Below are 20,000 nucleotides of genomic sequence, written 5' to 3'. Positions count from 1 at the left end.
CGGGGTTCGCTCACCCGGGGCTGTTGCACACAGAGGCCGACTTCGCCCGCATGGCGGCGAAGGTGAAGGCAGGCGCCCAGCCTTGGAAGGCTGGCACGACCGGGCTCAGCGCTCTCCGGTGCTGCCGATGCCGAGCACGGACAGCACGGCGGCCTTGGGGTGCTTGTCGTCGGCGGCGAGTTCCCGCTTCGCGAAGAAGACCCTGCCCTGTTCCACCACGATGTCCGACTGCGTCGGATCCCCGAGTTCGCCCTCCTCGTCGGACGGGAGGCCGAAGAGCAGGTACGGGGTCCGCTTGCCGGTGCGGGGATCCCAGGCCTCCACGGCGGACGGTTCGATGTCGCTGAGGCTGCTGCGGAAGACCAGCAGCCGGTCACCGCTCATCCGCAGCGGGACGACGGGCTCCAGGGGCCGTCCGTCGAGTTTGCCCACGGTCTTGCCGGTCGTGCGGTCGAAGGCGACGATCCAGTTCTCCGGCTGGTCGATCTCCGCCTGGTCCTTGCTGGTGACGTAGACCTGGTCGGGCCCGACGACCACGCCGTCGCAGTTCTCCAGGTCGCCGAAGAAGCCGGCGGAGAAGTAGCGGTCGCCGCACCGGGGGTCGTAGGCGTCGCCGCCCATGGGGATGGTGGCGAGCTTGCCGCCGTCGTCGCCGTCGAGGGTGATCAGGTCGGTCACCAGGGTGTCCCCCGCCGCGACCGCGAGCACCGGCGGATCGGCGGAGGGCAGATAGACGTCCTGGACACCGGCGGCCACCTTGTAGGTCCAGCGCGGGTTTCCGGTGCGCGGGTCGAGCCGCTGCACCCGGTAGGTGGTGTCGGGTGCCGCTCCGCAGCCCTCCAGGGCGAGCAGCGCGCCTCCGCCGGCGAAGCCCTTGTCCACGCATCTGGCGCCGGTGGTGCTGTTCCAGAGCCGCTCGCCGCTCTTCATGTCGTAGGCCACCGAACCGTGCCCCCAGGCCACGGCGACGACGCCCTTGGTCAGCGTGAGGTTCGTGTTGGTGACATAGGCCTCGCGCGCCGAGGGCATGTGGGCGGTCCACAGCTTCTTGCCGTTGTTCAGGTCGACGAAGACGACCTCGTCGCAGATGCCGGCGTCCTTGGTGCCCTTGCGCTTGCTCGGCTGCACCACGACCGCGGTACGGCCGTCGACGGTGACATGGCCGCTGGTGGCACAGAGATGACCGTCCAGTTGGAGGGTCCAAGCCGTGTCGTCGACGCCCGTTTCAATCTTGACGCCCACGATCCTGGTACCGATGCCCTTGGCCAGGACCTTGCCGGTGGCCCAGGTGCCCGGCGCGTACCGCGGGCTGGGGTCGCTCTCCTTGGGGAGGTCCTCCTCGTAGTGGTCGACCACGACGCGGCCCTCGGGCGAGGCCGGGGTCCGCTCGGTGGTCTGCCGTATCGCGTCCGGGGCGGGGGCGGCGGCCTGCGGGGCGGCGGACGACGTGTCGTCGCCCAGGGACATCACCAGCGCGCCGCCCGCGGCCAGCACGACGGCCACGGCGGCCGCCACCGCGCCGAACAGACGCCTGCGCCGCTTCCTGCGCTCGCCGTCGGCGGCGAGTGTGGACTGGGTGTAGATGGATGGAGGTGGGCCGAAGCTCACGCCGAACGTTCCCTTTCTTCCCTTTTCTTCTCTGCTTCGCGCTACGCGTACGGCAGAACTTCCGGGAAGGCTGCGGCATTTGCCGTGCACACCTCGTACTCCCCGTCCCCCGTGGCGTCCGCGCGCAATACCCCCGTCTTCGGGGAGAGTTCATCTGTGCTCACGCGAACACGCGCTCACCCTATCCCTTCGCCACCAGGGCATCATGGACATGACCCACACCCCCGAAACAGTCAACTACTGCCCGAACTGACGGCTCTTGTCCGTTTTGTTCATCGATTGTTGGGCAATACGAAAGCTCCGCACAGGAGTTCCGGGCAGGGTGTGACCAGGCGGACGTCCGTATTGAGACGGACGGGCCTGCCGAGGTCCGGCTCCTGGTGATTAGGCTGGGAGGGGGGCGCGACGTCAGGACCGTGAACGAGACGTCGGTGCCCCGAGGGGGAGAGCCGGTGGATCGGACTACCTCAAACGAATACGGATGCTGAGAACGACACGACATGGTCGTCGCGCCGGCACGGCATGAGGGTGCTCGACCACACCAGGAGGAACTGTGAGCAGCGATCGGGACGGGATCCGCGGGGGCTGGGCCACACCCGGCGAAGACCAGCCCGACGCGGAGTCCCTCAACGAGATGACGGGCGAGTTCACGATCGACTACGCGCCGCCCGCCTGGTACACGCAGAACGCGGCGGCCGGCCCGGGAGCGGCCGACGGTCCCGGCGGACCGGAGGCGGCTCCGGGTGCCCCGGGCTCCGGTGACCAGTCCGGCGCGCCCGGCGGGGCGGGGGCTCCGGGCTCCGGCTCCGGTACGACGCCTGCCGCGCAGCCCCGTTCGCCGTTCCCGCCGGGGGCGCCGATCCCCGGCCTGACTCCGCCGCCGCACGCCCAGCAGGGGGGCGGAACCCCGGGTCCCGCCGGCCCGTTCACCCCCGCGCCGACGTCGGCTCCGGGTGCGCCCTTCACCCCGCCCCCGACGGCGACCCCCGGCGCACCGTTCACGCCCCCGCCCGCCTCGACCCCGGGTGCGCCGTTCACGCCGCCGCCCACCGCCGCACCTGGCGCGCCGTTCACCCAGCCACCCGCTTCGGCGCCGGGCGCTCCGTCGGCGTCCGCGACCGCTGCGACGCCCGGAGCGCCCTTCACCCCACCGCCCACGTCAACGCCCGGGGCTCCGTTCACTCCCCCGCCCACGTCAACGCCCGGAGCGCCCTTCACCCCGGCGCCGATGGCGACGCCCGGGGCACCGTTCATCCCGCCGGCCGCCTCGACCCCGGGTGCGCCGTTCACGCCGCCGCCCACCGCCACGCCGGGTGCGCCGTTCACGCCACCCGTCCCGAGCGCGGACGCGGGGGCGCCGGCCGCTCCGCCGGCGCCGGCCGCCGGGCCCGCCGCGCCGTTCACCCCTGCCGCACCCGCGGACGGTCCGGCCGCCGTGCCGAAGCTGCCGGTCGGTTTCGAACCGCAGCGGCCCGCCGCCGCAGAACCGGCGCCGGAGCCCGAGCCGGACAACGGTGACCTGGACAGCGGGACGACGATGCGGTTCTCCGCCGTCGCGCTGAAGCGTGACATCGCCGAGGCCGCCGAGCAGGCAGCCGCCGCCAAGAACGCGGCCGCCGAGGACGAGACCGCAGCCGGCGAGGAGGAGCAGTCGGCGGCCGACGTCATCGCGCTGCTGGTCGACTCCGGCGCCAAGGGCGCGGACGACTCGCCGCATGTCGGCATCGACGAGACCGGCACCGCGGACGAGGCCCCCCTCGACGACGCCGACTCCAGCGGTACGGCCGAGACGGACCACCTCGCCCAGGACGCCGCCCCGGTGGACGACACCGACGACGACGAGCCCCAGGACGCGGTCGCCGACACCGACGGCGAGTACGACGACGAGTACGACGAGACGCACTCCGCGTCCGACGATGCCGCCGACGCCGTAGCCCCCGAGGACACCAACGAGCCCGCGGACGCGCCCCCCGCGCCCCAGGACGCCGTAGCCGCCGCTCCCGCGCCGCAGGACGCACCCCCGGCTCCCGAGGCCGCCCTGCCGCCCGCCGCCTGGACTCCCCCGCCGACACCGCCGACACCGCCGACGCCGCCGACGCCGCCGACCGTGATGCCGCCCTTGCCGCCGTCCTACCAGCCCGCCGCCCCCGCACCGGCCGCCCACTGGCCGGCCCAGCCGGCGCCGTCGGAGCCGGCGCCCGGTCAGCCGCAGCCCCAGCCGGCGGCCGCGCAGGGTCCCACGGGCGTGCCCGTGCCACAGCCGGGGTTCCAGCCGCAGGCACCGCAGCCCGCCCCCGCCGCCTGGCAGCAGCCTCCTGCCCAGCAGCCTGGCGCCCCCGTCCCGCCGCAGGCACCGGACGGCTACGGCTTCCCCCAGCCCGGCGCCCAGCCCCCCGCGCCCCCGGCCGCACCGCCGCAGCCCGCCGCCCCTGACGCACAGGGCGGTTACGGCTACCCCGGCGCCCCCGTGCCCCAGGCGCCCGCACCGGCCGGCTACGGCTTCCCGCAGCCGGCCGCGCAGCCCCCGATGCCCCCGGCTCCCGTGGCCCAGCCCGGCGGCTACGGCTTCCCGCAGCCCGGTCAGCAGCCGCAGGCCTCCCAGGACCCGCGTGCCGCCCAGCCCACCCAGCCGCCCGCTCCGGCCCCGCACCCCGAGCAGCAGGTGCCGCAGGCACCGCAGGCTCCCCAGCCCCCGGTCGACCCGCGGGTCGGTGCCGCCTGGCCGCAGCCCATGCAGCACGACCAGCGGCAGATGACCAACCCCGGTGCGGCGCCGCTGGGTTACACCGCGGCCGTGGAGCTGTCCTCCGACCGGCTGCTCAACAACAAGAAACAGAAGGCGAAGAGCGGCCGGCCCGCCGCCGCGCCCTCCCGGTTCAAGATCGGCGGGAAGAAGGAGGAGGCCGAGCGGCAGCGGAAGCTGGAACTGATCCGTACGCCGGTGCTGTCCTGCTACCGGATAGCGGTGATCAGCCTCAAAGGCGGTGTCGGCAAGACCACCACGACCACCGCGCTGGGCTCCACCCTCGCCACCGAACGCCAGGACAAGATCCTCGCCATCGACGCCAACCCGGACGCCGGCACGCTCGGCCGCCGGGTACGCCGCGAGACCGGCGCCACCATCCGTGACCTGGTCCAGGCGATCCCCTACCTCAACTCCTACATGGACATCCGGCGGTTCACCTCCCAGGCCCCGTCCGGTCTGGAGATCATCGCCAACGACGTCGACCCGGCCGTCTCCACCACGTTCAACGACGAGGACTACCGCCGCGCGATCGACGTCCTGGGCAAGCAGTACCCGGTCATCCTCACCGACTCCGGAACCGGTCTGCTCTACAGCGCCATGCGCGGCGTCCTCGACCTCGCCGATCAGCTGATCATCATCTCGACGCCGTCGGTGGACGGTGCGAGCAGCGCGAGTACCACACTGGACTGGCTGTCCGCGCACGGATACGCCGACCTCGTGTCACGGTCCCTCACGGTCATCTCCGGGGTACGCGACACCGGAAAGATGATCAAGGTCGAGGACATCGTGGCGCACTTCGAGACACGCTGCCGCGGTGTCGTGGTCGTCCCCTTCGACGAGCATCTCTCCGCCGGCGCCGAGGTCGACCTCGACATGATGCGGCCGAAGGTGCGCGAGGCGTACTTCAACCTCGCGGCGATGGTCGCCGAGGACTTCGTACGCCACCAGCAGATGCACGGCCTGTGGACCAGCGACGGCAACCCGCCACCGGTCGCCGCCCCGCCGATGCCCGGCCAGCAGATGCCCGGCCAGCAGTACGCCCCGCCGCCGGCTCCGGGCCAGCAGGAGCCGTACGGGCCGGGGCAGCCGTACCCGCAGCAGCCGTACCCCCAGCAGCCGGGCCGGCCTCCGCAGCAGGAGCTCTACGGCCAGCCCCAGCCCGGCGCCCAGCCCTACCCGCCGCAGCAGCCGGGCCAGCCGTATCCCCCGCAGGCGCAGCAGCAGCCCGGTTACGGCTACCCGCAGCCTCCGCAGCAGTAGCGGCAACGCCGAAGGGCGGCCGGTGCCTCTCCGCACCGGCCGCCCTTCGGCGTGTTCATGGACGGACCCGCTGGTCAGGCGTCCTCGGCCGCCAGCAGCTCACGGCACCGTTTGACGTCCTCGGCCATCTGCTCCAGCAACGCGTCCAGCGAGTCGAACTTGGCCTGGCCGCGGACGTAGGCCAGGAAGTCGACGGCGACATGCAGCCCGTACAGGTCGAGGCCGACGCGGTCGATGGCGTACGCCTCCACCGTGCGCTCGGTGCCGTCGAACTGCGGGTTGGTGCCGACGGAGACCGCCGCCGGCATCACCTCGCCCTGGGCGTGCAGATAGCCGGCGTAGACGCCGTCGGCGGGGATGGCCGTGTGCGGCAGGGTCTCCACGTTGGCGGTGGGGAAGCCCAGCTCACGGCCGCGCTGGGCACCCCGTACGACCACGCCCTCCACCCGGTGCGGGCGGCCCAGGATCTCGCGGGCGCCCGCCATGTCACCCTCGGCGACCAGGCGCCGGGTCAGGGTCGAGGAGAACGGCTCGCCGCCGCCCGCCTCGCCGCGCACGTACAGGTCGACGACCTCGACCTCGAAGTCGTAGACCTTGCCCTGCTCGGCGAGGAACTCGACGTTGCCCGCGGCCTTGTGGCCGAAGCGGAAGTTGGGGCCCTCGACGACGGACTTGGCGTGCAGCTTGTCGACCAGCACCTTCACCACGAACTCGGCCGGCGACAGCCGCGAGAACTCGGTGGTGAAGGGCAGGATCAGCACCGCGTCCACGCCCAGCTCCGCCATCAGCTCGGCGCGGGTGTGGTGCGGGGCCAGCAGCGGCGGGTGGCTGCCGGGGCGGACCACCTCGCTGGGGTGCGGGTCGAAGGTGACGACGACCGCCGGAACGCCCAGCTCACGGGCGCGGTCCACGGCATGCCGGATGATCAGCTGGTGACCGCGGTGCACCCCGTCATAAGAACCGATGGTGACGACGCTGCGCCCCCAGTCCTCGGGGATGTCATCCAAGCCACGCCAGCGCTGCACTGTGACCGCTCCTCGAACCTGTGTCCGTTGTCCGTCTTACGCAGGTCTAAGGGTGCCATGTTTGCCGGACCCGTCTCACACCGGCACGGTCGCTGTGACCTGGCGCACGCCCCGCCCGTGTCACGCGGGCACCCGGACACCGGCCAGGTTCCCCAGCATCCGCCGGGTGCTGGGCCCCACCACGGCGGCCCATTCCTCGGGGGTGTCGGTGAGCCAGCGGGCCATCCGGGCGGCGAATCCGGGCACGTGCCGGCCCAGGTCGACCAGTCCGCGGTCGAACCGGGTCGCCCCGTCCGGGGTGCGGACCAGCAGCAGGCCGGTGCGCCTGACCAGCTCACGCATCTGGTCGCCGTCGTCCTCGCGCTGTACGGCGGCCGCGTGCAGCAGCGCGTCGAGGACGCCCGGGTCTCGCTCGTGGGCGAGCAGGAACTCCAGCAGTTCCCGGCGCAACGGGCGCGAGACGGGGGCGCCGGCCGCGCCCAGTACGGTCGCCAGGGCCGCCCGTACCCGCTCGGGACCGTCGTCGAGCAGCCCGGTGACCAGCGGCAGCAGGACGGCACGCGCGCCGGCGCCCTGGTCGAGGCGGCGCTCGACGAACCCGGCCACCTGCCCGGCGGTCTCCGGGCGCAGCTCCACGGCCTCCAGGACCAGCTCGGTGACCCGGTGGGCGAGGGCCGGTGTGGTGACGTCGGCCAGGGCGCGCAGCACCTGTCCGGCGCCGGGCCCGCGCAGCCGGGTGCGGAAGGCCTCCAGGACCTCGTCGGGATGGGTGGCCAGGGCGGGGACCAGGGCACTCGGCGCGAGCTGCGGGTCGCCGGCGGCGAAGTGCCCCAGCGCCTGCGGGAGATGGCGGGCCCGGGTCCGCGGGTCCCGGACCAGCAAGGCGAGGGCGCCGCCGTGCAGGGTGCAGTCGGCGGGGCGGGCAAGCAGGGCGAGCGCGGCGTAGCGGAGCAGCTCGCGGTCGGGCTCGCTGCGGACGTGCGGGGCGGCGCGCAGGCCGTGGGCCACGGCGGCCACCCGGCGGGCCGGGCGCTCGTCGTGCGCCCAGCGGTCGACGGCCCGGCACACCGCGGACGGCTCGTCCTCGGCGAGCACGGCGAGGAGTTCGTCGCCCCGCCGGTGCGCGGCGTCGACCAGTACCTCGGTCAGATCGTCCAGCGCCCGGTGCCGATGGGTGTGCAGCAGCGCCTGCGCCGCGGTCGCCACGGTGGCGTGCGGCATCGCGGGCAGCGGCCGCTCGTCGTCGAACCACCGGGTGAGATACGGCTGTACGGCGGTGGGGGCGGCGGCGAGCAGCCGGGCGACGGCGTCCAGGTAGCGCGGGGCGGTGCCTTCGGGCTCCTCCGTCGCCGGCCGGGCCCCGAACCGGCCGATGCCCGCGGTCTCCGGCAGTGGCTCGTCGGCGAGCACCAGCCTCCGCAGCAGATCGAAGCGGTCGGCGTCGGGCAGGGCGAGCGCGGTCCAGAAGTCCGGCGCGAGCTCGGTGTGTGGGGTGCGCTGCCGGCCCACGACCCGGTCGGCGAGCAGCCGCAGCACCCCGGTGTACGGCGTGGCGTCGGGCAGCCGGAGGAGGGTCTGGGTGAGCAGTCGCGCGGCCCACCAGGAGCCCGGGTCGAGGTCGAGGGCGTGCGCCAACTCGCTGAGCCGTGGGGCAAGTTGGGATGGTCCGTACTGGCGGTCGAGGAGCAGCAGCGCCTGCACGACCGGGCCGACCCGGTGGTGCGGGACGGGCAGCGGGTGAGCGCTCTCGGGGGTCCGGGGGCGGTGGACGAGGGCGTGCAGGGCCTCGTCCAGATCCAGGTGCATGCCCTGGATCCAGTCGGCCAGCTCCTCGTGGGCGAAGCGGTAGCCGCCGCCCGCCGGGACCAGCAGCCCCTCGGTGAGCACGGCGGACGCCCAGCCGGAGCCGCCGCCGAGGTGGGCGGGGACGGGCCCCCAGGGGAAGACCGCCTCGAACGACTCCCGGTCCAACTCGCCCTGGCCCGGCCCGAGGCTGCGCCGGGCGGCCTCGTGCACCTGCCCGGAGACGCGGGCGGCGAGCCGTCGTACGGCCGTGCCGCGCAGGCCGTTCTCGGCGGCCAGCCGGACCGCGATGCGCAGGCACATCAGGTCGAGGTAGGCGGCGAAGACGTCGTGCCGGTCGATCGGGCCGTCGGCCGGGGCGTCCGGGAGAGCGGCGCGGACCTCGGAGAGCAGACGCAGGGCGAGGGGGTGGCAGGCGTCGCGGTCGGTGAGGACGCCGTCGGGCACGCCGTAGCGGGAGCGGGCGCGGCGGGCCTCGTCGGGGGTGAGGTCGGTCAGCCGGACGCAGGAGGCGGTACCGGTGCCCCGGTGCAGCAGGTCGGGCGGGAACTCGGCGCCGGCCCGCTCCCAGTACTCCTCGCGGCAGGCGACGAGGAGCCGGGCTCCGGTGTCGCGCAGCCATGCGGCGGTGCCGGCGGTCCAGGCGGAGAGCCGGTGGGCGAGGACCGGTGGCATCTCCTCCGGGCCGTCCAGCAGGAGGAGCAGCGGCCGTCCGGCCCGGGCGGCGACCCGGGCCAGCCGTTCCACGGTCAGTTCGCCCAGGTCGCCCGGGAGTTGGGAGCGGGAGGCGGCGACGATCCGGACGGCGCGCTCCAGCGAGCGGCGGGCCGCGTCGGCGACCGAGTCGTCGGCGTCCTTGAGGTCGGCGCCGCGGAGCCAGAGGGTGGGGGCGGGGTGTGCTCCGCGGTTGCGGCGGGCGGCGAGGGCGGCGAGTTCGGTGGTGCGGCCGGTTCCTGGGGCGCCGACGAGGGCCAGGACAGTCCCGTTGGTCTTGTCGGTTCCGGTGTCTTCGGCGAAGGCCGACAGTTGTTCCGAGGTTGCCGCCCGCTCTACGGGCTGAACGGGGTCGGTGTGTTCGTCTGCGGGTGCGTGCGGGCTTGTCGCGCCCACGCGGCGGTAGCCGCCTGTTTGATACAGCCCCGCGCCCCTCTGGGGCGCTTTGGGGCGGGGCGCCGACATGCGAGGTGTGGAATGGCCCACGTAACCGGCCAGGGCGCCCGGAGGGCCGTCCTGGCCCACGGACGTGGCTGTCAGTTCCAGGATGCCTGCGAGGTTGAGGTCGGTGCCGTAGGCGGGGACCGTCGCGGCGTTGCGGGTGAGGAGGTCGGTCAGGGGGGTGCTGTCCGGGTGGTGGAGGGAGACGGCGAAGCCCACGTCTCGCTGGCCGGACTGGAGGGCCGTGCCCAGGACGCCGAGGACCGCGCCGGTCTCCACGTCCAGCACCGGGCCGCCGGCCGCCCCGCCGCCGAGACGCAGGGCGTCCCGGCCCGCCGTGCCGATCGCCAGCTCCAGGGCGTCTTCGAGCAGATGGAAGCGGTCGGTGGCGGTGTACGTCACCTGGGTCGCGGCCAGCACCCGGGCCTCGCGCCAGCGGTCGGCGGCGATCCGTACGTAGGTTCCGGTCGGGATCCGCTCCCGTACCGTGATCGGCAGCGGGTCCACGCAGAGGCCCTCGGTGCGGATCAGGGCCAGGTCGTGGGCGGGCAGCGGGGTGACCGCGTCCGAGTCGACCACGCAGGTGCGGTCCCCGGCCGCGTGCAGCACGATCCGGGCGAGCCCGTCGACGGCCTCGTGGCTGGTGACCAGGGTGCCGTGGTGGTCGGCGAGGAAGCCGGTACCGCGTGGGCGCCCGGCGAGGTCGCGGACCCGGACCAGCGGGTCGTCGGGCACCGGCCAGGTGTCCTGCCGTGCCTCCCGCGTACCGTCCGCCGTGCGGCGACCGCTCCCGGTCCGCGGGCCCCGTCCCGCCATGATCGAACCTCCCCGCCCGTACATCCGTGCCCTTGTCTGAGACGGTAGGGGCGAAATGATCAGCGGGACAGAGCGGGTGGCGAACGCGCCCCCCTCTGCTCCCCCGGTTCACTCCGAGCGCCTGCTCGGTCGGGTGAATAGCCCGGTGCGGGTGGATACACCCTAGGGGTGGGGGAACCGAGGGGGGACCGTGGAGCGGCGGCGGCGCCAGACCCCGTGGTCGCCGCTCCACGGGCACACCGGGCGGTTCAGCCGAACACGGCGAGGCTCTTGGCCTTGCCCTTCTGCTCCTCGACGAGCACCAGGAAGCGGCCCTCGGGGCCGAACACGGCGACGGGACCGGCGCCGGCGTACTGCTCGGGCATGTCGATCCGCACCCCGTTGGTGAGCAGGCCGGCCCGCCTGGCGTCGACGTCCCAGCGCGGGAACGCGGCCCCGGCCGCCTCGGCGATCGGCATCACGGTCAGCTCCTGCTGGAGCTGGTCGAGGGTGCGGGCGGAGTCCAGCCGGTACGGTCCCACGCGCGTCCGGCGCAGCGCGGTGAGGTGGCCGCCGACGCCCAGGTCGGCACCCAGGTCGCGGGCGAGGGCGCGGATGTAGGTGCCGGAGGAGCAGACCACCGAGACGACCAGGTCGAGCACGGGGGTGCCGTTCTCGGCGACGGCGTCCCGGACGTCGTAGACCCTGAACGAGGAGACGGTCACCGGCCGGGCCGGGATCTCGAAGTCCTCGCCCTCCCGGGCGCGCTTGTACGACCGTACGCCGTCGATCTTGATGGCGCTGACCTTGGACGGCACCTGCATGATGCGGCCGGTCAGCTTGGCGATGCCGGTGTCGACGGCCTCGCGGGTGACCTCGGAGGCGTCGGTGGACGAGGTGATCTCGCCCTCGGCGTCGTCGGTGAGGGTGTTCTGCCCGAGGCGGACGGTCCCCAGGTACTCCTTCTCGGTGAGAGCGAGATGCCCGAGGAGCTTGGTCGCCCGCTCGATGCCGAGGACGAGGACGCCCGTGGCCATCGGGTCGAGGGTGCCGGCGTGCCCGACGCGCCGGGTGCGGGCGATGCCCCGCATCTTGGCGACGACGTCGTGCGAGGTGAAGCCCGACGGCTTGTCGACGATGACAAGGCCGTCGGGCGGGGTGGGCTTGCTGGTCATTCGGTGGCGTCGTCCGTCTCGTCGGCGTCGTCCTCGGAACCCGGCTTCTTGTACGGGTCCGCTTCACCGGCGAAGGCGGCGCCCGCGGAGACCTCGCGGACCTTCGCGTCCGAGGCCCGTGCCTTGTCGAGCAGGTCCTCGATGGTCTTCGCGGTGTCCGGGAGGGCGTCCGCGACGAAGGTCAGGGTCGGCGTGAACTTCACGCCCGCCGCCGCGCCGACCGCCGAGCGGAGCACACCCTTGGCGCTCTCCAGGCCCGCGGCGGCCGCGGCCCGCTCCTCGTCGTCGCCGTACACCGTGTAGAAGACGGTCGCCTCCCTGAGGTCACCCGTGACCCGGGTGTCCGTGATGGTGACGTGGGTGCCGAGCCGCGGGTCCTTGATCCCGCGCTGCAGCTTCTGGGCCACCACCTCTCGGATGAGGTCCGCCAGCCTCTTAGCCCGCGCGTTGTCGGCCACTGGTCCGTCTCCCGTTCTTTCTTCTTTGTCGTTCTCAGGTCTAGTCGTCGTCGCCGTGGAAGCGCCGTCGGACGGACAGCAGCTCCACCTCGGGGCGGGCGGCGACCAGCCGTTCGCACCGGTCGAGTACGTCGGTCAGGTGCACGGCGTCGCCGGAGACCATGGCAAGGCCGATGCCGGCCCTGCGGTGAAGGTCCAGATGGTCCACTTCGGCCGCGCTCACGGCGAACTTCCGCTGGAGTTCGGCGACGATCGGGCGGACGACGGAGCGCTTTTCCTTCAGCGAATGGATGTCGCCGAGGAGGAGGTCGAAGGACAGAGTCTCCACGTACATGTATGTAACCGGTTCACCCGCCGGTACGGGATCGATGGCCCTGTCAGGCACGGTACCCCGTCCCCGCCGGGGGCTCGACCGACTTTCCCGGCCCCAGGTGGGCGGGAAAAGCGCTGGCCGACGGTACCGAAGTCCCGTCGGCCAGCACCAACCGTCGGATTACACCCGCGGCTTCTCGCGCATCTCGTACGTCGCGATGACGTCGTCGATCTTGATGTCGTTGAAGTTTCCGAGGTTGATACCGCCCTCGAAGCCTTCCCGAATCTCGGTGACATCGTCCTTGAAGCGGCGCAGACCCTCGATGTTGAGGTTCTCCGCGATGAGCTTGCCGTCGCGGACCAGGCGCGCCTTGGTGTTGCGCTTGACCTCGCCGGAGCGGATGAGAACACCCGCGATGTTGCCCAGCTTGGACGACTTGAAGACCTCGCGGATCTCCGCCGTACCGAGCTCGACCTCTTCGTACTCCGGCTTGAGCATGCCCTTGAGGGCCGCCTCGATCTCCTCGATCGCCTGGTAGATGACCGAGTAGTACCGGACGTCCACGCCCTCGCGCTCGGCCATCTGCGCCGCGCGGCCTGCCGCGCGGACGTTGAAGCCGATCACGATGGCGTCGGAGCCCATCGCCAGGTCGATGTCCGACTCCGTGACCGCACCGACGCCGCGGTGCAGGACGCGGATGTCGACCTCTTCGCCGACGTCCAGCTGGAGCAGGGAGGACTCGAGAGCCTCGACGGAACCAGACGCGTCACCCTTGATGATCAGGTTCAGCTGCTGGACCTCGCCGGCCTTGAGCACCTTGTCCAGGTCCTCCAGGGAGACACGGCGCGTGCGCTTGGCGAACGCGGCGTTGCGCTCACGGGCGGCGCGCTTCTCGGCGATCTGACGGGCCGTACGGTCCTCGTCCACCACCAGGAAGTTGTCGCCCGCACCCGGGACGTTGGTCAGACCCAGGACCTGGACCGGCGTCGCGGGTCCGGCCTCGGCGACGTTGTTGCCGTTGTCGTCGAGCATGGCGCGGACGCGACCGTAGGCGTCGCCCACGACCATCGTGTCGCCGACCCGCAGGGTGCCTCGCTGGACGAGGACCGTCGCCACGGCACCGCGGCCGCGGTCGAGACGGGACTCGATCGAGATGCCCTGCGCGTCCTGGTTCGGGTTGGCCCGCAGGTCGAGCGAGGCGTCGGCCGTCAGGATCACGGCCTCCAGCAGGGAGTCGATGTGCAGACCCTGCTTGGCGGAGATGTCGACGAACATGGTGTCGCCGCCGTACTCCTCGGCCACCAGGCCGTACTCGGTCAGCTGACCGCGCACCTTGGTCGGGTCGGCGCCCTCGACGTCGATCTTGTTGACCGCGACGACGATCGGGACGTCGGCCGCCTTGGCGTGGTTGAGCGCCTCGACCGTCTGCGGCATGACGCCGTCGTTGGCCGCGACGACCAGGATCGCGATGTCGGTCGACTTCGCACCACGGGCACGCATGGCGGTGAACGCCTCGTGACCCGGGGTGTCGATGAAGGTGATCTTGCGCTCTTCGTCGTTGACCTCGGTCGAGACCTGGTAGGCACCGATGTGCTGGGTGATGCCGCCGGCCTCGCCCGCGATGACGTTCGTCTTGCGGATGGCGTCGAGCAGTCGGGTCTTACCGTGGTCGACGTGACCCATGACGGTGACGACCGGCGGACGGACCACCAGGTCGTCCTCGCCGCCCTCGTCCTCGCCGAACTCGATGTCGAAGGACTCGAGCAGCTCGCGGTCCTCCTCCTCGGGGCTGACGATCTGGACCGTGTAGTTCATCTCGCCGGCGAGGACCTCGAGGGTCGCGTCGGAGACGGACTGCGTGGCCGTGACCATCTCGCCGAGGTTCATCATGACCGCGACGAGAGACGCCGGGTTGGCGTTGATCTTCTCCGCGAAGTCGGTGAGCGACGCGCCGCGGGAGAGACGGATGGTCTCGCCGTTGCCGCGCGGCAGCATCACGCCGCCGACGCTCGGGGCCTGCATGGCCTCGTACTCCTGGCGACGCTGCCGCTTCGACTTGCGACCACGACGCGCCGGACCGCCGGGACGGCCGAAGGCGCCCTGCGTGCCACCACGGCCGCCGGGACCACCCGGACGCCCGCCGAAGCCGGGACGACCGCCGCCGCCACCGCCGGGACCGCCGCCGAAGCCGCCGCCACCGCCGCCGGGGCCACCGGGACGACCGGCGAAGCCGCCGCCACCGCCCGGACGGGCACCGCCACCGCCGCCGCCGGGACGACCGGCGAAGCCGCCGCCGCCCGCGGGACGACCGGCGCCGCCGCCGGGACGACCCGCACCGCCGGGACCGCGACCGCCGCCACCGGGGCCGGGACGCGGGCCGGCAGCGGGACGCTGCGGCATCATGCCGGGGTTCGGACGCGGACCCGCGGAACCGCCGCCGGGACGCGGACCGCCCTGCGGACGGGGCATGCCGGACGGGCTCGGACGGGAACCGCCGGGAGCCTGGGGACGCGGACCGCCGCCCTGGGCGCCGGGCGCCTGGGGACGGGGAGCGCCACCGGGACCGCCGGGACCGGGACGCGCGCCGCCCTGCGGGCGCGGGGTCTGCGGGCGGGCCATACCGGTGGAGCCACCGGAGGTGAAGGGGTTGTTGCCCGGACGCGGACCGGCCGGACGGGCACCGCCCGGACGGGGGGCGCGGTCACCGGGACGCTGGCCGCCCTGGCCCGGACGGGCCTGGCCCTGACCGGGGGCGGGACGACCGCCGGGGCGCGGGGCGCCCTGACCCGGACGAGGAGCGCCACCGGAGCGCTGGCCCTGGCCCTGGCCCTGTGCGGCGGCCGGGCTCTGCGCCGGGGCGGCCGGAGGGGCCGGCGGGGCGGTGAACTCGGGCGCGGCCGGGGCCGGACGCGGTGCGGGCTTCGGACCCGGGCGCGGGCCGGACGCGGCCGGCGCGGGGGTGGCCGGAGCCGGAGCCGAGGGCGCCGCCGGGGCCGAGGCCGCGGGGGCGGGGGCCGCAGGGGCCGGCGGCTGCGGGGCGGCCGGACGCGGGGCGCCCGGCTTCGGAGCACCCGGACGCTCCCCCACCGGCTTGACGCCGTGGGAGGGGCCCCCGGCCTGCGCCGGAGAGGGCGCGCCGGGCCTGGGCGCAGCCTTGCGCGGGGCGGGCTTGCCGGCGGACTTGCCGTTGCCACCGCCCTGGAAGGCATCAGTCAGCTTGCGTACAACGGGCGCCTCGATCGTCGAGGACGCCGAACGGACGAATTCACCGAGTTCCTGGAGCTTGGCCATGACGACCTTGCTCTCAACCCCGAACTCCTTGGCGAGTTCGTATACCCGGACCTTAGCCACTTCGCTCCTTTTAGGTCCGGGTGTGTCCGGACCGTCGCTACTTCATGGGCGTACTCATCGCGTGCTCATCGAGTGCTCATCGCAATCTCGACCTACTTCCAACTCGCGGGGTACCAGAGCCGCACGGACGTTCCGTACGACGCTTCTTACGGTGTTACTGCTCGACGTACGGGCGCAACGCCTTTACGTCCAGCGGACCCGGGACGCGGAGCGCCCTCGGGAGTGCCCGGCGGCGCACCGCCTGGTCCAGACAGACCTGGGCGGGGTGTACATATGCACCCCGGCCGGGCAGCGTACCGCGAGGATCGGGGACACATTCGTCCTCGACCGCCACGATCCGCAGCAGTTCGGTCTTGGCCGCTCGCTGCCTGCACCCCACACAGGTGCGCTCAGGGCATGCGCGGGCACGCGTCCGGCCAGACACTGCTAAGTCTACCTCCCCGTACCGACCTCACCCCTTCGGGGCAAAGATCGAACGGCTGTTGTCGTAATCCAAGCGACCTGCGGCTTGGAACTATTCCCCCCGTCCGGGTGAATCCCCGACGAGCGCGGGAGCGATCCGGACGAGGACAGGAGTGATCTACTCGGACACCTGTTCGGTATCCGGTCGGATGTCGATCCGCCAACCGGTGAGACGAGCGGCGAGACGGGCGTTCTGTCCCTCTTTGCCGATCGCCAGTGACAGCTGGTAGTCGGGCACGGTCACCCGGGCGGACCGGGCCGCCAGGTCCACGACCTCCACCTTGGAGACGCGGGCCGGCGACAGCGCGTTCGCCACCATCTCGGCCGGGTCGTCCGACCAGTCGACGATGTCGATCTTCTCGCCGTTCAGCTCGCCCATGACATTGCGGACCCGGCCGCCCATGGGGCCGATACAGGCGCCCTTGGCGTTCAGGCCCGAACGGGTGGAGCGGACCGCGATCTTCGTCCGGTGACCGGCCTCGCGGGCGATGGCGGCGATCTCGACGGACCCGTCGGCGATCTCCGGCACCTCGAGCGCGAAAAGCTTCTTCACCAGTGCCGGATGGGTGCGGGACAGCGTCACGGAGGGACCGCGGACACCCTTCGCCACCCGGACGACGTACGAGCGCAGCCGCATCCCGTGCTGATACGTCTCGCCGGGGACCTGCTCCTGCACCGGCAGGATGGCCTCCAGCTTGCCGATGTCGACAAGCACGTTCTTCGGGTCGCGGCCCTGCTGGACCACACCGGTGACGATGTCGCCCTCGCGGCCGGCGTACTCGCCGAGCGTGGCGTCGTCCTCGGCGTCCCGGAGCCGCTGCAGGATGACCTGCTTGGCGGTGGTGGCGGCGATCCGCCCGAAGTCCGACGGGGTGTCGTCGAACTCGCGCGGCGCCTGCCCCTCCTCCAGGTCCTCGGGGTCCTCCTTCGCCCACACGGTCACATGTCCGGTCTCCCGGTTGAGCTCCACGCGCGCGTGTCGGCGGCTTCCCTCGGTGCGGTGGTAGGCGATGAGGAGGGCCGACTCGATCGCTTCGACCAGCAGGGAGAAGGAGATCTCCTTCTCCCGAACCAAGCCCCGCAGGGCACTCATGTCGATGTCCACGGCTACGCCTCCTCTTCTTCCGTCATGTCCTTCTTGTCCTTGCGGTTGAACTCGACCTGCACGCGCGCCTTGTCGATCTCGGCGAAGCCGAGTCTGCGGGTGGTGGCCTTGCGGCCCTTGACACCGGGCACTTCGAGATCGAGGCCCTCGTCGTCGACGTCCAGGATTCGCGCGACCAGTTCCCCGCCCTCGGCCAACTGGAATCTCACCAGGCGGTCCACGGCACGCACGTAGTGCCGGTGCTCGGTGAGGGGGCGCTCCGCGCCCGGGGTGCCGACCTCGAGGGTGTACTCGCCCGCGCCCATCGCGTCGCTGTCGTCGAGCTTCGCCGAGAGCTCACGGCTCACATCGGCGATCTGGTCCAAGTCCGCCCCGGTGTCGGAGTCGACGACCACGCGCAGCACCCGCTTGCGTCCGACGGAGTCCACGGCGATCTCTTCGAGATCCAGGCCCTGAGAGGTGACGAGCGGTTCCAGGAGCTCTCGCAGCCTCTCGCTCTGGGTCGTGCTCATCCGGGTGACTCCTCGGCCGCGTGTGCTGTTGTGGGTTGGGTCGCGTGTCTGGTCAAAGGGTATCCGGTCGCGAGGAGTGTTGCCGTCCACCCGGGTACGGACGGTGCCGATGAGTGGCTTCGGACAGGTGCGCGGGTACGGTGATCACGGGCGGGTCCGTCCCGTGTCCCATTTCTTTCGCGTTTCTTCGTATCCAGCTCCCCGAGGACGTCTGCCGTGCCGTTCCCCCCGCCGTCGCGTACCCCCTGGGGAGTACGCAGAAGGAGCCTGATCGTCTCGGCGGCCTCGGCCGCCGTGCTGGCGGGCTGCTCCGCCGCCCCCGACTCCGACTCCGCCGGCAGCGGCGGCAGCACGTCGGTCTCCGCGCGGGCACGCGCGCGTGCGGCGCGGGACAGCGAGGCGCTGCTCCGGCAGTACGACGCCGTCCTCGCCGCCCACCCCGCGCTCGCGGGGCGGCTGCGGCCGCTGCGGGCCCAGGTGGCGGCCCACGCGGCGGCCTTCGCGGACGGCGCCTCCGACGGCGCCACGGCGACGGGGTCACCGTCGGCCACGGCGTCCGCGTCGACCACGGCGTCCGCGTCGGCCTCCCCCGGGGTTCCGGCCGACGAGAGGTCCGCGCTCGCCGCGCTGGCCGCCGCCGAGCGCGGCCTCGCCGACCGGCGGGCCAAGGAACTGCTGGACGTCCCCGGCGAACTGGCACGGCTGCTGGCCGGGGTCTCGGCGGCCGGGTCCGCGCACGCCTACCTGCTGACGGAGGGTGAGAAGTGAGCGACGAGGCCGAGGCCGGGGTGCTGAAGGCGCTCCAGGCGGCGCTGGCGGCCGAGCACGCGGCGGTCTACGGGTACGGCGTCGTCGGCGGCCGCATCGGCCGGCAGCGGCTGGCCGAGGCCCGTTCGGCGTACGACGCGCACCGGGCCCGCCGGGACGCGCTGGCCCGTGAGGTGCGGGATCTGGGCGCCGCGCCCGTCGCCGCGAGCGCGGCCTACGGGCTGCCGTTCGCCGTCACCGACGCGGCGACGGCCGTCCGGCTCGCCGCCGAGCTGGAGGACCGGGTGGCCGACGTGTACTCCGACCTGGTCCGCGCGTCTTCGGGCGAGCGGCGCGGGTCGGCGGCCGGGGCGCTGCGGGAGGCCGCGGTGCGGGCGGTGCGGTGGAGCGGGAAGAGCGTAGCCTTCCCTGGGCTCGCCGAGCGGGACGCGCCGCTGGGCCGAGCCGGCGGTCCGGCCTCGCCCTCGGCCTCGTCAACTCCCTAGAGCACCAGTGCAGGAAAGGAACGACTCGCGTATGGCTTTCGAACCGCCGCGGCGCCTGGTGAAGGCGCTCGGTGAGACGGCGCCGGACGGTGACGAGTGGCTGGAGAAGCTGCCGGGTGCGGTGGAACGGGCCGTCGCGCTACGCGAGTTGACCGTGGAACGGGTCCAGGTACCCGGCGGGCGCAGCAGCGTCGTCCTCCTGGTGCGGCGGGCGGACGGGACACCGGCGGTGCTGAAGCTGGCGCCGCGGCGGGCCCGGCCGGAGAGCGAGGCGGCCGCGCTGGCGCACTGGGGAGGCCTGGGCGCCGTACGGCTGCTGGACGCGGGCGCGGCCGACGGGGTGCTGCTGCTGGAGCGGCTGCATCCGGAGGTCTCGGTGCGGTCGTTGCCCGAGGCGAAGGCGTTGCTGGAGGCGGCGGGGACGCTGCGGCGGCTGTGGGTGGAACCGCCGGACGGGCCGGTCTTCGAGACGGTGGCGGAGCGGACCGGGCGGCAGGCCACGGCGATGCGTGCGGCCGCCGACCTGGAGGTGACCCCGCTGGTCGACGCGGCGCTCGTCGCCCGGGACGAGCTGCTGGCCGCGCCTCCTGAGCGGCGGTTGCTGCACGGCACGTTTCGGCAGAGCAAGGTGCTGGCCGGGGCGCGGCTGCCGTGGCTGGCGGTGGGGCCGGATCCGGTGGTCGGGGAGTGTGCGTTCGATCTGGCGCGGCTGGTGCGGGACCGGGTGGAGGATCTGATCGCCTCGTCGTCGGGGGCGGCGATCACCCGGCGGCGGATCAAGCGGCTCGCGGAGTCGCTCGAGGTGGACCAGGAGCGGTTGCGGGGGTGGACGTTGTTCCGGGCCGTGGAGTCGGGTGTGCGGGCCCTCCGGGTGGGGCGGCCGAAGGACTCCGAGCTGTTGCTCGAATTTGCCGGGTGGCTTTAGGGCGGACGGTTCGGGCGGCTTCGGTGGTCCGCGGACTGCGGGGTGTTGTGGCTT

Annotated in this window: 14 protein-coding genes; 4 read left to right on the top strand and 10 right to left on the bottom strand. The window is 73.2% G+C overall.

The genetic code is table 11. From position 1 onward, the window contains the following. Nucleotides 1-105: 105 nt before the first annotated feature. The gene (locus tag AB0D59_RS31250) at nucleotides 106-1,608 is read right to left on the bottom strand and encodes a PQQ-binding-like beta-propeller repeat protein (protein ID WP_362572476.1); all 1,503 of its coding nucleotides are present in this window, start codon (nucleotides 1,606-1,608) and stop codon (nucleotides 106-108) included. Between the two features lie 553 nt (nucleotides 1,609-2,161). Between AB0D59_RS31250 and AB0D59_RS31245 the strand changes: the two genes are divergently transcribed. Then, on the top strand, nucleotides 2,162-5,614 hold the full coding sequence (locus AB0D59_RS31245) for an SCO5717 family growth-regulating ATPase (RefSeq protein ID WP_362572473.1): 3,453 nt from the start codon (nucleotides 2,162-2,164) through the stop codon (nucleotides 5,612-5,614). 74 nt (nucleotides 5,615-5,688) lie between these two features. On the opposite strand, the gene AB0D59_RS31240 is transcribed toward AB0D59_RS31245, so the two are convergent. From AB0D59_RS31240 to rimP, 9 genes are all read right to left on the bottom strand, one after another. After that, complete coding sequence (locus AB0D59_RS31240) at nucleotides 5,689-6,639, bottom strand: bifunctional riboflavin kinase/FAD synthetase (RefSeq protein WP_362572470.1); 951 nt, start codon at nucleotides 6,637-6,639, stop codon at nucleotides 5,689-5,691. Nucleotides 6,640-6,759: 120 nt separating this feature from the next. Then, nucleotides 6,760-10,413, bottom strand: coding sequence for a trypsin-like peptidase domain-containing protein (locus AB0D59_RS31235; RefSeq protein ID WP_362572467.1), 3,654 nt, complete (start codon nucleotides 10,411-10,413; stop codon nucleotides 6,760-6,762). A 248-nt stretch (nucleotides 10,414-10,661) separates the two neighbouring features. Further along, complete coding sequence (gene truB / locus AB0D59_RS31230; protein ID WP_362572465.1) at nucleotides 10,662-11,567, bottom strand: tRNA pseudouridine(55) synthase TruB; 906 nt, start codon at nucleotides 11,565-11,567, stop codon at nucleotides 10,662-10,664. Next, on the bottom strand, nucleotides 11,564-12,025 hold the full coding sequence (rbfA, locus tag AB0D59_RS31225) for a 30S ribosome-binding factor RbfA (protein WP_351747519.1): 462 nt from the start codon (nucleotides 12,023-12,025) through the stop codon (nucleotides 11,564-11,566). The genes truB and rbfA overlap by 4 nt, the downstream gene beginning before the upstream one ends. Before the next feature lie 40 nt (nucleotides 12,026-12,065). Beyond that, nucleotides 12,066-12,359, bottom strand: coding sequence for a DUF503 domain-containing protein (locus AB0D59_RS31220; protein ID WP_362572462.1), 294 nt, complete (start codon nucleotides 12,357-12,359; stop codon nucleotides 12,066-12,068). Nucleotides 12,360-12,518: 159 nt separating this feature from the next. Continuing rightward, the gene (gene infB / locus AB0D59_RS31215; RefSeq protein ID WP_362572459.1) at nucleotides 12,519-15,689 is read right to left on the bottom strand and encodes a translation initiation factor IF-2; all 3,171 of its coding nucleotides are present in this window, start codon (nucleotides 15,687-15,689) and stop codon (nucleotides 12,519-12,521) included. A 154-nt stretch (nucleotides 15,690-15,843) separates the two neighbouring features. After that, nucleotides 15,844-16,113: a YlxR family protein gene (locus AB0D59_RS31210; protein ID WP_362572456.1), complete on the bottom strand. Its 270-nt coding sequence runs from the start codon at nucleotides 16,111-16,113 to the stop codon at nucleotides 15,844-15,846. 156 nt (nucleotides 16,114-16,269) lie between these two features. After that, complete coding sequence (nusA, locus tag AB0D59_RS31205) at nucleotides 16,270-17,256, bottom strand: transcription termination factor NusA (protein WP_362572453.1); 987 nt, start codon at nucleotides 17,254-17,256, stop codon at nucleotides 16,270-16,272. 2 nt (nucleotides 17,257-17,258) lie between these two features. Further along, nucleotides 17,259-17,768, bottom strand: coding sequence for a ribosome maturation factor RimP (rimP, locus tag AB0D59_RS31200; protein ID WP_362572450.1), 510 nt, complete (start codon nucleotides 17,766-17,768; stop codon nucleotides 17,259-17,261). A gap of 216 nt (nucleotides 17,769-17,984) precedes the next feature. Here rimP and AB0D59_RS31195 point away from each other — a divergent pair, with 216 nt between their 5' ends. From AB0D59_RS31195 to AB0D59_RS31185, 3 genes are read left to right on the top strand one after another with little or no spacing between them, the layout of a single operon-like run. Then, complete coding sequence (locus AB0D59_RS31195; protein ID WP_362572448.1) at nucleotides 17,985-18,536, top strand: hypothetical protein; 552 nt, start codon at nucleotides 17,985-17,987, stop codon at nucleotides 18,534-18,536. Further along, nucleotides 18,533-19,021: a ferritin-like domain-containing protein gene (locus tag AB0D59_RS31190; RefSeq protein ID WP_362572445.1), complete on the top strand. Its 489-nt coding sequence runs from the start codon at nucleotides 18,533-18,535 to the stop codon at nucleotides 19,019-19,021. Before AB0D59_RS31195 ends, AB0D59_RS31190 begins: the two co-directional genes overlap by 4 nt. Before the next feature lie 31 nt (nucleotides 19,022-19,052). Further along, on the top strand, nucleotides 19,053-19,946 hold the full coding sequence (locus tag AB0D59_RS31185) for an aminoglycoside phosphotransferase family protein (RefSeq protein ID WP_362572442.1): 894 nt from the start codon (nucleotides 19,053-19,055) through the stop codon (nucleotides 19,944-19,946). Nucleotides 19,947-20,000: the final 54 nt, after the last annotated feature.

The sequence above is a fragment of the Streptomyces sp. NPDC048417 genome, from assembly GCF_040651615.1.
Taxonomy (GTDB): Bacteria; Actinomycetota; Actinomycetes; order Streptomycetales; family Streptomycetaceae; genus Streptomyces.
Note: the sequence above shows the minus strand (reverse complement) of the source record. Positions and strands in the feature narration are given on the sequence as shown.

Coding starts and splice junctions, on each gene's coding strand:
- AB0D59_RS31235 (WP_362572467.1), bottom strand. CDS start 10,413: ATGGCGGGACGGGGCCCGCGGACCGGGAGCGGTCGCCGCACGGCGGAC.
- truB (WP_362572465.1), bottom strand. CDS start 11,567: ATGACCAGCAAGCCCACCCCGCCCGACGGCCTTGTCATCGTCGACAAG.
- AB0D59_RS31220 (WP_362572462.1), bottom strand. CDS start 12,359: ATGTACGTGGAGACTCTGTCCTTCGACCTCCTCCTCGGCGACATCCAT.
- rimP (WP_362572450.1), bottom strand. CDS start 17,768: ATGAGCACGACCCAGAGCGAGAGGCTGCGAGAGCTCCTGGAACCGCTC.
- AB0D59_RS31185 (WP_362572442.1), top strand. CDS start 19,053: ATGGCTTTCGAACCGCCGCGGCGCCTGGTGAAGGCGCTCGGTGAGACG.